General features: G+C 60.0%; 13 protein-coding genes. 7 read left to right on the forward strand and 6 right to left on the reverse strand.

Going from position 1 to position 14002, the window contains the following annotated elements; translation table 11 throughout:
• Window positions 1-31 precede the first annotated feature (31 nt).
• Window positions 32-1426 (reverse strand): hypothetical protein, encoded by a 1395-nt coding sequence (locus tag ACSQ20_RS23465; RefSeq protein ID WP_436024710.1) that lies wholly within the window; start codon window positions 1424-1426, stop codon window positions 32-34.
• A 229-nt stretch (window positions 1427-1655) separates the two neighbouring features.
• On the opposite strand from ACSQ20_RS23465, the gene ACSQ20_RS23470 reads away from it, so the two are divergent.
• From ACSQ20_RS23470 to ACSQ20_RS23500, 7 genes are all read left to right on the forward strand, one after another.
• Window positions 1656-4016: a bifunctional salicylyl-CoA 5-hydroxylase/oxidoreductase gene (locus ACSQ20_RS23470; RefSeq protein WP_436024712.1), complete on the forward strand. Its 2361-nt coding sequence runs from the start codon at window positions 1656-1658 to the stop codon at window positions 4014-4016.
• On the forward strand, window positions 4013-4792 hold the full coding sequence (locus ACSQ20_RS23475; RefSeq protein WP_436024714.1) for an SDR family NAD(P)-dependent oxidoreductase: 780 nt from the start codon (window positions 4013-4015) through the stop codon (window positions 4790-4792). The genes ACSQ20_RS23470 and ACSQ20_RS23475 overlap by 4 nt, the downstream gene beginning before the upstream one ends.
• Window positions 4793-4866: 74 nt before the next feature.
• Window positions 4867-5355: a MarR family winged helix-turn-helix transcriptional regulator gene (locus tag ACSQ20_RS23480; RefSeq protein ID WP_436025847.1), complete on the forward strand. Its 489-nt coding sequence runs from the start codon at window positions 4867-4869 to the stop codon at window positions 5353-5355.
• Window positions 5356-5407: 52 nt separating this feature from the next.
• Window positions 5408-6265, forward strand: a complete 858-nt coding sequence (locus ACSQ20_RS23485; protein WP_436025849.1) for an enoyl-CoA hydratase family protein — start codon at window positions 5408-5410, stop codon at window positions 6263-6265.
• Window positions 6266-6278: 13 nt separating this feature from the next.
• Window positions 6279-7463, forward strand: a complete 1185-nt coding sequence (locus ACSQ20_RS23490) for an acyl-CoA dehydrogenase family protein (protein WP_436025851.1) — start codon at window positions 6279-6281, stop codon at window positions 7461-7463.
• A gap of 31 nt (window positions 7464-7494) precedes the next feature.
• Entirely contained in the window at window positions 7495-7890 is a 396-nt protein-coding gene (locus ACSQ20_RS23495) for a RidA family protein (RefSeq protein ID WP_436024716.1), read from the forward strand.
• A gap of 19 nt (window positions 7891-7909) precedes the next feature.
• Entirely contained in the window at window positions 7910-9547 is a 1638-nt protein-coding gene (locus ACSQ20_RS23500; RefSeq protein WP_436024718.1) for an AMP-binding protein, read from the forward strand.
• A 32-nt stretch (window positions 9548-9579) separates the two neighbouring features.
• Here the strand turns inward: ACSQ20_RS23500 and ACSQ20_RS23505 are convergent, their stop codons facing one another.
• The 5 genes from ACSQ20_RS23505 to ACSQ20_RS23525 form a co-directional block, all read right to left on the reverse strand.
• Window positions 9580-10521: an SMP-30/gluconolactonase/LRE family protein gene (locus ACSQ20_RS23505; RefSeq protein ID WP_436024720.1), complete on the reverse strand. Its 942-nt coding sequence runs from the start codon at window positions 10519-10521 to the stop codon at window positions 9580-9582.
• A 29-nt stretch (window positions 10522-10550) separates the two neighbouring features.
• Window positions 10551-10988, reverse strand: coding sequence for a VOC family protein (locus ACSQ20_RS23510; protein WP_436024722.1), 438 nt, complete (start codon window positions 10986-10988; stop codon window positions 10551-10553).
• Window positions 10989-11094: 106 nt separating this feature from the next.
• Window positions 11095-11643 carry an N-acetyltransferase family protein gene (locus ACSQ20_RS23515; RefSeq protein WP_436024724.1) on the reverse strand — a complete coding sequence of 183 codons (549 nt, stop codon included), beginning with the start codon at window positions 11641-11643 and terminating at the stop codon, window positions 11095-11097.
• A gap of 33 nt (window positions 11644-11676) precedes the next feature.
• Window positions 11677-12855: an ABC transporter permease gene (locus tag ACSQ20_RS23520; protein WP_436024726.1), complete on the reverse strand. Its 1179-nt coding sequence runs from the start codon at window positions 12853-12855 to the stop codon at window positions 11677-11679.
• A complete protein-coding gene (locus tag ACSQ20_RS23525) occupies window positions 12852-13997 on the reverse strand; it encodes an ABC transporter permease (RefSeq protein ID WP_436024728.1) in 1146 nt (381 codons plus the stop codon). The genes ACSQ20_RS23520 and ACSQ20_RS23525 overlap by 4 nt, the downstream gene beginning before the upstream one ends.
• Window positions 13998-14002: the final 5 nt, after the last annotated feature.

Raw genomic sequence — 14002 nt, forward strand, 5'->3', positions numbered from 1 at the left:
CCCTTGTCGGCGGTCATAAAATAGCCGCTATTCAATCGCGAGTCCCAAACCAGGAATTAAACAGTTCTGCTGTTGATGATTTTCCGAGCCCCTCGCAAGCGCGGTTCAATTCTCTAATCCGTTCTGGGGTTCGCAATGATGGGGTGGCCACCATGACCTCACCCACCACCGCGAGTAATGGCATCCATGCCTTGAGGGTTACCTTATTCTCGGAACGCATAGACAGTAACATATCGATCTTTCTGCTTTTCTCATCAAGCTGCACTTCTGGTGGAAAAAGTAAACTCACATGGTTAAAGTGCGCTCGAAACGACTTCGCCAACTCTGACGTATCTCTTTCACTCGGTGGAGCCGGGCTCGTCTGCCTCATGCCGTCCGGCTGCGCTAAGGGCAAGTTAGCAAATGTCAGATAAAGCCTAATTTGTCCTTCAACAAAGCGCACGCATTCAGAATCTGCGGTCACCATCAGGCGTCTCAGTGTATTCGTGATTCTTGTAGATGTTCGTACCGGGTCATCCACCGACGCGCCCGATATCAGATGCAACGCAAGGACCGCAAACAGCGGGTCCGTGCTTGGTGGCCTCGAACTCCGCCTTTTACATTCAGCATGAACTTTGTACAAATTCGCCAAGGTATTTTCGATTGTCTCGACTACTCGGTCAGGCTCGTGCTCTTGTGCGCGCAACTGCGCATGAATTGGAACAGCCCAATGCTCCACTGGCAGCGCCGTGAGCGCGTGTATCCAAGCTGAATCGATCTCGGTTTGCTCTTCGGTGTCGGGCTTACGTCCCATTCTCGCCATTTCTACGTATGCATCGGCACACTTTTTCAGATCAGCGTTTGCAGCTTTTGATTTAAGCCCAGCACGTTCACACAGTTTTCTATATTGATCGACGCGGCTCGAACCTTTGCTGTTATGAGTGGCGTTCGCTAACGCTGGCATGACTGTGAAAAACTCGACGGGGCTCAGAGTGTTGGCCGCGCGAAAGACGGCATGCCACAGTGCAGATTGCTCATCGGACTCATGCACATCCATTGCGGCAACCCGATCTGCCGCCATGGCAAGCAATTCCGGCAGCTTCTGCTTGGGAATCGACCATATGGTGTCGCCGGCAACGCCTGGCGAACCAATGAGTTTCATCAACTGTTCAGTATCAGCATTGGCAATCGCGCGAGCGATTTTTTTGGACGAGGCGTCATCCGCAACATTAACGTCCGTCGCAGAAAAGCGCGTTGCGATAACGACATCAGATGGGCGTTGTCCGCAAACGAAAGTAAAGCACTCCAAAGGACCGCTAGCTTTTGGCTGAGTTGATGCGCGTGGCGAAATCTCAGTTTGCGGATCCGGTATGTCACCGGCACCGGATCCGATACCATTTCCGTTCGTAGAAAAATTGCCAACATTACCAATATCGCCGCCGCTCATGCCGCCCTCTAATACGAGATGTCCGATGTCCTGACTGTACCTCGCTCGTCTACTCCGAACGGGCCAGCGTCCGAAATACAGCGCAGCCACGCGAACGGCACGCCCCCGAAACTACCTGATCGTAGGCGCCTGATGATCCGACCCCTTGGCGGATTTTATACCTCGACATTTACTTGACATCTAAACTATTCCAATCTAAATTTTCTCCATCGCCACGTAAGGAGCAAGCATGCGCATCGTATGCATCGGAGGGGGGCCGGCCGGCCTTTACTTCGGTCTCCTAATGAAATTACGCAATCCCGCATTCGATGTCCGCATCGTCGAGCACAATCGCCCTTACGACACCTTCGGCTGGGGCGTCGTTTTCTCCGATCAAACGCTCGACAATCTCCGCGCAGCCGACCCGGCAAGCGCCGCGATGATCCTCGATGCCTTCAGCCATTGGGACGACATCGACATCCATTTCCGCGGCCGTACCGTCCGCTCCTCCGGCCACGGGTTTTGCGGAATCGGTCGCAAGCGCCTACTCAACATCTTGCAAGCACGCTGCGAAGCACTCGGCGTCAAGCTCGTATTCCAAACGACCGTCACCGACGACGACGATTACGATGCCGACCTGATCGTCGCGGCCGACGGTGCGAACAGCATCATCCGCAGCAAATACGCCTCAACGTTCCAACCCGACATCGACCTGCGCGATTGCCGCTTTGTCTGGCTAGGTACGCACAAACGCTTTGACGCTTTCACGTTTGCCTTCGAACAAACCGAATGGGGCTGGTTTCAAGCGCATGCCTATCGATTCGATGACGACACCTCCACGTTCATCGTCGAAACACCGGAGCACGTCTGGCGTGCGGCAGGCCTCAACGAAATGAACAAGGAGCAAGGCATCGCCTTCTGCGAGCGGCTCTTCGCCAAGTACCTCGATGGTCATGCGTTGATGTCCAACTCGGCGCATCGACAAGGCGCATCGCAATGGCTGCGCTTTGCTCGCGTCATCAATCGCGAATGGGTGCATACAAAGACGCGCAATGGCGTCCCCACGCCCGTGGTGCTGATAGGAGACGCCGCGCATACGGCGCATTTTTCGATCGGCTCCGGGACGAAGCTCGCGCTGGAAGACGCCATCGAACTCGCCAACAGAATCGACGCGCATTCCGGCGATTTGCAAGCGGCGCTCGCGCAATACCAGTCCGCGCGCAGCGTCGACGTGCTGCGGCTGCAAAACGCGGCGCGTAATTCGACGGAATGGTTCGAGCATGTCGATCGTTATGCGTCGTTCGAACCCGAGCAGTTCGCTTATTCGTTGCTCACGCGTTCGCAGCGTATCTCGCACGAGAACCTGCGTGCCCGTGACCCGGCCTATGTTGCGTCATTCGAAAACTGGCTCGCCACGCGTGGCAGCGTGAACGCGACGGCAAACGTAAACGCGAACAGCACGCAACGCACCGCGCGATCGATTCCGCCGATGTTCACGCCTTACCAAGTCCGCGGCGTCAAATTGCAAAACCGCGTGATTGTTTCACCCATGGCGCAGTATTCGGCCAAAGACGGCACCGTCGGCGACTATCACCTCGCGCATCTCGGCGCACGCGCGATGGGTGGTGCGGCGCTCGTCATGACGGAAATGACTTGCGTCTCGCCGGAAGCCCGCATCACGCCCGGCTGCCCTGGCATGTATACGCGTGAGCACCGCAAGGCCTGGCAACGCATCGTCGAATTCGTGCATGACGCGAGCGCCGCGAAGATCGGCATGCAACTCGGCCACGCCGGCGCCAAAGCGTCGACGCGTGTCAGTTGGGAAGGTATCGATCTGCCGCTTGCGGACGGCAACTGGCCGCTCGTCTCGGCCTCGCCGCAGCAGTACCTTGCTGGCGTTAGCCAATGGTCGCGCGAAGCAAGCCGCGAAGAGCTGCGCGATATCGAACAACAGTTCGTATGCGCGGCCCGCATGGCAAATGAAGCAGGGTTCGACTGGCTCGAACTTCACTGCGCACATGGCTACCTCCTCTCGAGCTTCATCTCGCCGCTGACGAACCGACGCACCGATGAGTACGGCGGCTCGCTCGACAACCGGCTGCGTTATCCGCTCGAAGTCTTCGCCGCCATTCGACGCGTTTGGCCAAACGACAAACCCATCTCGGTTCGCATCTCGGCGCACGATTGGGTGGACGGCGGCACCACGCCCGACGACGCAGTAGCCGTCGCCCGTGCCTTCAAGGCCGCAGGCGCAGACATCATCGATGTGTCGTCGGGCCAAGTCAGCAAATTGGAAAAGCCCGTCTACGGGCGCATGTTTCAAACACCTTTTTCCGATCGCATCCGCAACGAAGCGGGCATCGCGACAATTGCCGTCGGTGCAATTTCCGAGGCTGACCACGTCAATAGCATCATTGCCGCCGGGCGCGCCGATCTTTGCGCGATCGCGCGGCCGCATCTTGTGAATCCGGCGTGGACGCTCACCGAAGCAGCCAAGATCGGCTATTTCGATGTCAGGTGGCCCAGGCAATACGCAGCGGCGAAAACGCAGCTCGAACGCAATCTCGAGCGCGAACGCATTCAACTATCGCGGGATCGGGAGAAGCTATGAGTGCGACGACACTCGATGGCCAGCATGCGGTGGTCACAGGCGGCGGCAGCGGCATCGGTGCGGCCATCGCCGCCGCACTTGCGCAAGCGGGCGCGCGCGTGACATTGATGGGCCGCGACGGCCGCAAGCTCGCGGCGCAGCGCGAACGTCTTACGGCTTTTGACGATGTGGGCTGCGTCGCCATGGACGTCAGCGAAGCGGACTCCGTCGCTCACGCGTTTGCCGCGGCCTCGCAAGCCATGGGGCCAGTCGATATTCTTGTCAACAACGCTGGCCAGGCACAGGCCGCGCCATTCGCTGCGACCAGCTTATCGCTTTGGCAACAGATGCTCGATGTTAATCTCACAGGTGTCTTTCTCTGCACGCAAGCCGCCCTGCCCTCGATGCTGACGCGCGCCCACGGGCGCATCGTCAATATCGCCAGCACAGCGGGCCAAAAAGGCTATCCGTACGTCGCGGCATATTGCGCGGCCAAGCACGGCGTAATCGGCCTTACACGCTCGCTGGCGTTGGAAGTGGCCACGCAGGGCGTCACCGTCAATGCGGTCTGTCCCGGCTACACGGAAACGGAACTGTTGCATCACTCGCTCGATCAGATCGTCACCAAAACCGGACGCAGCCAGGAAGCTGCTCGCGCGGCGTTGCTGCGCGCCAATCCTCAGCAACGTTTCATCGCGCCGGACGAAGTGGCGCGCGCGGTCCTCTGGCTGGTCAGCGCCGATGCGGCCGCGATGACGGGCCAATCGATTTCGATCTCCGGTGGAGAAGTGATGTGACACGCCCCGCTCGTCCAATACCCCGGAAAACCGGCGCGCCGCGTGCGCGCGCAAACGCTGAATCTCATGCGCAAGTGCAAGCGGGCAACGTGGTCGATATGGAACTGCGCACCGGTGCACAACGCCATATGAGCCTGCGCCTTTGGTTAAGACTCCTGACGACTGCCAATCTCGTGCAAACGGAATTGCGCCGTCGCTTGCGCACTCAGTTCGACACGACGCTGCCGCGTTTCGATTTGATGGCACAACTCGAACGCCATCCGAAGGGACTCAAGATGAACGAGATCTCGAAGCGCCTGATGGTGACGGGCGGCAATGTGACAGGCATTACGGATCAACTCGAAAACGAAGGGCTCGTCGCCCGCGATGCGGACCCGAACGACCGCCGTGCATTCAGCGTTCGCCTGACGCCGACAGGGCGTGCGCGCTTTAACGAGATGGCGCGTGCCCATGAGCAATGGGTCGTCGAGCTTCTCGGCGGACTGGGACTCGACGACAAATCGAAGATGTATCAACGGCTCGGCAAGCTAAAAGCACATTTGCTCGATACAGTCGAGCGCTGAGCACCGCACGAGCCGCTATTGATTGGTTAGGAGAACGAAACATCTTATGACTATGCCAACATCTTCCGCCTCGGCCGAGCGTCTTCGTGCCGGTAACCGCACAACGCTTTCAGGCTACGTTGCACAGCACGTCGGCTGGAGCGTTCACGACGGCGTGGCTACCATCGTTTTGAATCGTCCCGAGCGCAAAAACCCGCTCACATTTGATTCGTACGCCGAACTACGCGACCTCTTTCGTCAGCTCGTTTATGCCAGCGATGTGAAAGCGGTCGTCATGCATGGCGCGGGAGACAATTTCTGTTCGGGCGGCGATGTGCACGACATCATCGGTCCGCTGATCGGTCTGCCGATGCCGGAGTTGCTGATGTTCACGCGCATGACGGGCGATCTCGTCAAGGCGATGCGCCATTGCCCACAGCCCATCGTGGCAGCGGTGGATGGCGTCTGCGCCGGCGCGGGGGCGATCCTCGCGATGGCCGCCGACGTGCGCTTTGCCACCACACGCAGCAAGCTGGCATTTCTGTTTACGCGCGTCGGCCTTGCAGGCTGCGACATGGGGGCATGCTCGATTCTCCCGCGCATCATCGGACAAGGGCGAGCGACGGAATTGCTGCTGACCGGCCGCTCGGCAAGCGGCGAAGAGGCACATGCTTGGGGCTTTTACAACCGCCTGAGCGAGCCCGATGAACTCGTTGCGCACGCAACTAGATTTGCCCATGATGTGGCGTCAGGCCCGACGTTTGCCCACGGCGTCACGAAGCGCATGCTGCATCAGGAATGGAACATGAGCGTGGACGAAGCCATCGAGGCGGAAGCGCAAGCGCAGGCACTGTGCATGGCGACGCGCGATTTCGAGCGCGCTTATCGCGCGTTCGCAGCCAAAACGCGTCCACAATTCGAAGGAGACTGAGGTGAGCGCCGAGATGCTCGACTGGCCGTTTTTTGACGATCGGCATCGCGCGCTGGCCCGCGAGATTGACGCCTGGTGTGGCGAACACCTGCCCGCCGTCGAGCCGTTGATGCACGAACGCGCCACCGTCGACGAAGCCTGTCGCCAACTCGTGCGCATGTTGGGCGAAGCAGGCTGGCTGCGCTATGGCATCGGCGGCACCGCTTACGGCGGGCATGGCGAGCAGATCGACACGCGCGCCGTCTGTCTGCTACGCGAGACGCTCGCCAAACATGCGGGCCTTGCCGACTTCGCGCTTGCAATGCAAGGCCTCGGCTCGGGCGCGATCACGCTCGCCGGCACCGAAGCGCAAAAGCACCGCTACCTGCCCCGCGCCGCTTCGGGCACTGCCATTGCCGCCTTCGCGTTGACCGAACCCGAGTCCGGTTCCGATGTCGCCGCGCTGACGCTCGCGGCGCGCGAGAACGGCAACGACTATGTTCTCGATGGCGAGAAGACATGGATCTCGAACGGCGGCATCGCTGATTTTTACGTCGTGTTTGCACGCACAGGCGAAGCGCCGGGCGCACGCGGCATCAGCGCGTTCGTGGTCGATGCCGATACATCGGGGCTCGTTGTGGCCGAGCGACTCGACGTGATGGCGCCTCATCCGCTCGCGCGGCTTTGTTTTACCGGCGCGCGCGTGCCGAAGCGTAACTTGCTTGGACCGCCCGGAACGGGCTTCAAGCTTGCGATGCGCACGCTCGATGTTTTTCGGACATCCGTTGCAGCCGCAGCGCTCGGCTTTGCGCGTCGCGCGTTATCGGCCGCGCTCGAGCGCGCGACGTCGCGGCACCTCTTCGGACAAACGCTCGCCGATTTTCAGTTGACGCAGGCGAAGCTCGCTCAAATGGCGCTGACGATCGACACGGCCGCGCTGCTCGTTTATCGCGCGGCATGGTTGCGGGATCAAGGCAAGCGCGTGACACGCGAAGCGGCCATGGCGAAATGGCACGCCACCGAGGGGGCACAGCAAGTTATCGATGCAGCGGTGCAGATCTGGGGCGGTGAAGGTGTGCGAAGCGGCACAGCAGTTGAAACGCTCTATCGCGAGATTCGCTCGCTACGCATCTACGAAGGCGCAACCGAAGTTCAACAACTGATCGTGGGCCGCGATCTGCTTAGCGAATATGCCGCATGCCAGGGAGCCTCGCAATGAGGATGTCTTTGCTTTATCAGGACTCACATTCATGAAACGCGCGCTCTTGCCGCAGGGATGGACCCAGCCGCGTGGCTATGCCAACGGCGTCGCCGCACGCGGCACACAAGTCTTTATCGCAGGGCAGATTGGCTGGGACGCTTCTGAGCAATTTCAATCGGCGGAGTTCGCGGCGCAGGCACGGCAAGCATTGCACAACGTCGTGGCCGTACTCGCTGCCGCGGGCGGACGCCCAGAGCATCTCGTGCGAATGACCTGGTATGTAATCGACAAGCGCGAATACCTCGCTTCGTTAAAAGCCATCGGCTACGCGTTTCGCGAGGTGATCGGCGACTACGACATCGCGATGAGCGCCATTCAGGTGGCTGCCTTGATCGAGGATGACGCGAAGGTCGAAATCGAAGCCACCGCAGTCATCCCCGATTGACATTGGAACCGGAGGGGTCATGGAACCATCCGCCCACATCGACACGTTCGCGCGCGACAACTTGCCGCCGCACGATCAGTGGCCCGTGTTGCTGCTCGACCATCCCGATGTTGCTTATCCCACGCGCCTGAATTGTGCGTCGGCACTACTCGATCGCACGATCGAGGCCGGACACGGCGAGCGCGTGGCCGTGTGGTCCGAGATCGACGGCAAGCCGCACGGCACGACGTATCGCGCGCTGCGCTCGATGGTCGACCGCTGGGCTCACGTGCTGATCGACGATATGGCATTGCGGCCCGGCAATCGTATTTTGTTGCGCGGCCCCAATACGCTGCAAATGGCAGTGGCTATACTCGCCAGTCTCAAAGCCGGGTTGGTGGTCGTGCCCACCATGCCGCTGCTGCGTGCGAAGGAGCTCAAGCAAATCGTCGACAAAGCGCGCGTTGCGGCAGCCCTGTGCGACGCGCGACTCGTCGAAGAACTGGCGCGATGTTGCGAAGCTGATAGCGAATGGTTTTGTCCCGATCTGCAGCAAGTCAAATGCTTTCATAGCGATGCGGTTGATTCGATCGATATGCAGGCCGCGACGAAGCCCGCACATTTCGATGCATGCGACACATCGGCCGACGATGTTTGTCTAATCGCGTTCACGAGCGGAACGACCGGCGCGCCGAAAGGTTGCATGCATTTTCATCGCGACGTGCTTGCGATGTGTGACTTGTTCCCGCGCCATGTGCTGCAGCCCACGGTGCAAGATGTGTTTTGCGGCACGCCGCCACTCGCCTTTACATTTGGGCTCGGCGGCCTGCTGTTTTTTCCGCTGCGCGTGGGCGCATCGACGGTGCTGATCGAGCGGCTCACGCCCGAGACACTGCTGCACGCTGTTGAGAATTTTCGCGCCACCATCATATTTACGGCGCCGACGTTCTATCGACAGATGGCGCCGCTTGCCGCCCGCTTCGATCTGTCGAGTCTCGGCAAAACGGTGTCGGCTGGCGAAGCGCTGCCCGACGCCACGCGCGCATTATGGCGCGACACAACGGGCATCGAAATGATTGACGGAATCGGCGGCACCGAATTGATTCATATCTTCGTGTCCGCAGCCGGCGATGACGTTCGGCGCGGTGCGATAGGCAAGGCGGTGCCGGGCTATCAGATCGCCGCCGTCGATGACGACATGCAGCCTGTACCCGCAGGCACCGTCGGCAAACTTGTGGTGCGCGGGCCGACAGGCTGCCGTTATCTTGCGGACGAACGACAAAAGCAATTCGTGCGCGACGGCTGGAACATGCCGGGCGACGCCGTCTCTATCGACGAAGACGGCTACGTCTTCTATCAAGCCCGCGCAGACGACATGATCGTTTCCGCCGGCTACAACATCTCCGGCCCCGAAGTCGAAAGCGTGCTGATGCAGCACGAAGCGGTTGCGGAATGTGGCGTGGTGGGGGTGGCTGACGCCGAGCGCGGGCAAATCGTCAAGGCGTTCGTTGTCGTGAAACCCGGCTACCGTGCGGACGATGCGCTCACCGCGCAGTTGCAGGCTTTCGTCAAAAGCAACGTTGCACCTTATAAATACCCGCGCATCATTCGCTTCACCGACGCATTGCCGCGTACTGAAACGGGCAAACTGAAGCGCTATGCGCTCAGAGCGATGTAGTGGATGCGGCAGCCCGCTTGCTCGTGTTCAGTTCAACCGCCAGCGACGCCCTGCGTATTGACATACAGCGCGTAGACGGACTGGCTCGCCGCCATGAAAAGTCGATTGCGCTTCACGCCGCCGAAGCATAGGTTGGCGCATCGCTCGGGCAATGCGATGCGCCCGATCAGTTTGCCGCGAGGCGACACGATCATCACGCCGTCGAGTGCGTCGCTGCCCATACCCCAGCCGCACCAGAGATTGCCGTGGATGTCGCAACGCATGCCATCGATCGTGCCTTCGCCCGCATCGAGAAACACGCGGCCGTTTTCGATCGAACGGCCGTCGGCGGACACGTCGTAAACCCGGATGGTGCGGTTCGGTGTAGCGCGCAACTCGATCAGATAAAAAAGCCGCTCGTCGGGCGAAAAGCAAAGACCGTTTGGCCCGGCGATATCGCCGGCAACAATCGTCGCCTCTTTAGTCGTTCCATCGGCACGGTAGACGTTTTGCGGTAATTCGGGCTCCGCCTGGTGCCCTTCGTAGTGGCTGAGGATCCCGAACGTTGGATCGGTGAACCAGATCGATCCGTCCGACTTCACGACGATGTCGTTCGGCGAATTCAACCGTTTGCCGCCGAAGCTGTCGAGCATCACTGTTAGCGTGCCGTCATATTCGGTACGCGTCACACGCCTGCCGCCGTGTTCGCATGTGACAAGACGTCCGTACCGGTCACGCGTATTGCCATTGGCAAAATTCGACGGCTTCCTGAAAACGCTCACCGCTCCCGTCTCTTCTTCCCACTTCATGATCCGCTCGTTCGGAATATCGCTCCACAGCAAAAAGCGGCCATCTCCGAACCACACGGGGCCTTCGCACCAGCGCATGCCGGTGGCAATGCGTTCGACGGCGGCATGCGGGAAACACAGTGCTTCGAATTCGGGCTCGAGTATCTGGACGCGCGGGTCCGGATATCGGTCGGTTTGTTGCCACATGCGCTACGCTCCTCGGGATCGCTGGGCCGTCATTTGGCGAAAAGCCTCGACATATCGGCAAAGGCCTTCAGCTCCAATGCGTTGCCCGACGGATCGAGAAAAAACATCGTCGCTTGCTCACCGGGCTCGCCTTTGAAGCGCACATGCGGCTCGATGACAAAGCGAATGCCGGCATCGGTCAGCCGGCGCGCGGCAGCTTCCCATTCCTCCATGCTCAGTACCACGCCGAAGTGACGCACCGGTACGGCATCGCCATCGACCGCGCTTGTATGGCGATGGCCCGCCTCTTCGGGCGCGAGGTGCGCCACGATCTGGTGCCCGTAGAAATTGAAATCGACCCACTGCGGGGCGCTGCGCCCCTCGGAGCAGCCGAGCAACTCGCCGTAAAACCGGCGTGCGGCTTCGATGCTGTGAACGGGGAACGCAAGGTGAAACGGCGGAATGGGGTGATTCGTGGGCGTGCTCATGGCGTTTTCGCAATCTGTCGAATGAGTGATTGGCAAAGATAACGCAAAAAGATCGGCCAAGACGTGCGGCCGAACGGTTAGGACTCCGAACCATTATCGCGCACGCTCATACGCGCGGGAGGTGCTTATAGTAGAACGTCGTTGCGCAAAACGCGCCATCGGGCATCAACGCGTAATCGGGCACCACACCCACGCGTTGCCAGCCCGCGCGTTGGTAAAGGCGCTCGGCATCGCCACCGGTGACGGTATCGAGCACGAGCACCGTTTTGCCCTCGACGTACGCCACTTCATCGACAGCCGCCATGAGCCGCTGAGCTATGCCGCGGCGGCGCGCGGCGCGCAACACCAACATCTTTGCGACGTCGGCCCGATGCGGCTGGTTTTCGGGCAATGCGGTAATCAATTGCACGGTGCCCACCACCCGCTGCTCGGCATCTTCCGCGACGAGCAGCACGCGTTCGTTACGCGCAACCCCTTGCGCTACCCCGCGCCAAAACGAAGCCGCTGTCTCGCGCGTAATGGGCAACATGAAGCTGACCGATGCCCCGCCTTCCACGCAATCGATCAGCACATCGGCCAGCGCTTCGACATATCGCGAGGCTTCATCCGGTGCCAGACGCCGAACGGCAATGTTATCGACGGCTTCTTGATCCACGCCTGCTCCCGAATAAGGCTCGCCCGCCTGCCGTCAATTGGCGCGCAATGCGGTCGCAATCGGCAAGCGCGCTGCGCGCACTGCGGGCATCAGCCCGCCGAGCATACCGACCACGCAAGCCAGGAATACACCGGACACCAGGAGCGATGCAGTGACCGTCAGGTGAAACACGACCTGCGTAAAGCCGGAACCGAGCGTATTGACGGTGTTGCCGTCAAAAAAGATCCAGGCTGCAACGGAGCCGATCGCGCTGCCGATCAGCGCAAGCAGCAGCGACTCGACAAGCACCGAAATAACGATCGGCACGCCGCTAAAGCCGATTGCACGCAGCGTGGCAATTTCGCGCGTACGCGTGGATACGGCCGTGTACATCGTATTGACCGCACCGAAGCAGGCCCCGAGCGCCATGATGCCGCCGACAAAATACGCGAGCAGATTCAAGAGCCTCGCCAGATTGCGTGACTGTGCAGCGTAATAGTCGTTCTCGCGCTCGACGCCTACTTTGAGCGTCGGGTCCGTCGTCAGTGCGGCTTTGAAGCGGTCGAATGCCGCGGGCGAATCGAGCATCACGGAAACGGATTGGAACAAGTTGCGTCGATAAGCGGACAACACCGTTTCAGCGGCACCCTGCAATTCCGATTCGTGCGCATCGCCGCCGCTTTCGAATATGCCGACGACGGTCCATTCAGAATCGCGGAACGCGATGCGGCTGCCGAGCTCGAGCCCTTTGAACTGTGCAAGTGCCGACTTACCGACGATGATTTCGCGCACTGACGGCTTGAACATGCGCCCGGCGACCAAGCGCATTTCGGGCCGCAAGGCCTGCGCGTTCGGGCCGATGCCACGCAGCGTCACATTCGCATCGACACCGTCCTTGCGCTGCGGCAACGCCACGATCACAACGGCTTCCGCAGAAGCAATGGGGCGACCTGCATGATCCTTGCGCACGCCTGCCGCATCCATGATCGTCTGCGTGTTCTCACGCGACATCGTGCTCGCAAGCTCTGCTTCGGAGCCCGCGCGCAACACGATCGCGCGGTCCGCTCGGGCAGTGCCTTTGAGCGTCTTCGTAAAGCCTTCGGCCATCGCGAGCACCGAAACCATGACCGCCACCGTCACGGCGATCCCGATGACGATGACCCACGCCGTGCCGGCGCGTTGCGGCAGGCTGCGCAGGTTCATGGCCGTGACAGTAAGAATTTGCTTGATCATGAGCGCAACGCCTCCACTATAACGAGCCGCTTAGCGCGCCAAGCAGGCACGAAGCCCGTCAGCGCAGCAAAGACAGCGGCCATCACCACACCTTCTATCACCACGCTCAGCGGCATCTTGACGACGCCCAGCGTGTCTCTAAGCCGCGGGAACAAGAGGTCGGCAATGCCGAGCCCGATCATCGCTGCAACGATGCACAGTGCCAGTGTTTGCAGCAGCACCAAGGTCAGCACGCGTGTATCGCTAAAGCCGAGCGTCTTGAGCACCGCGAGTTCGGGCACCTGCTCGCGCACCGCTTGCATCGCGGTACTGCCGACGGCAAACAGCAATGCAAAGAACACCGCGAACAGGATATACGTGACAATCAGGCTGATATCAGCGATCTGCTTCATGAACGACTGCTGAAATTCCTTTTCGGTCTGCGTTTTCGTTTCGTTTGGCGAATTGGCAAATAGCTTGTCGATGGTCGAGGCAATTTGCGCCGACTCGCGTGGGTCTTTCAATTGGACGACATACCAGCCGACCGTGCCCTTGCCGAAACTACGCGCCTCGTCGAAATACTTGTAATTGAAAAAGAGCGCGTCCTCGCGCGCGCGATTCGACGGCGCTTCGTAGATGCCGACGATGTCGAACGTCCAATCGGAATTGCCATCCGCAGCCTTCACCCAAATGGTCGAATGCAGCGGGATGTGGTCGCCGATCTTCCAGCCATATTTTCTCGCCAAGCTGACGCCGACGATTGCGCCGGTACGCGTATTTTCCAGCGCCTGCAGCTGCGCCTTCGGAATGACAATCTCGGGATGCGCCGCGAATTCGCGCTCGGGTTCGACAGGAAACGCAGCCATCACGTTCTTCGGGTCCTGGTAATACGGCCCGAACCACGATTCATGCGAGACCGCGGACACGCCCGGGATCGTCTCGAGTTGAGAAAGGTAGGAGTACGGCAGACTTTCCGTCAGCGAGATCTTGTTGGTGACGATCAGACGATTGACATTGGATCGCTCGATCGTCTGCTGAAACGCGGCGTTGATCCCTTGCAACATGCCGAATAGCAGGAACGCGATCGCAATCGATAACAGCGTAAGCGATGTGCGCAACTTCTTGCGCCAGAGCATCGCCCACATCAGTGGGAGATATTTCATCGGAA

Source organism: Trinickia sp. LjRoot230, assembly GCF_964253315.1.
GTDB lineage: Bacteria > Pseudomonadota > Gammaproteobacteria > Burkholderiales > Burkholderiaceae > Trinickia.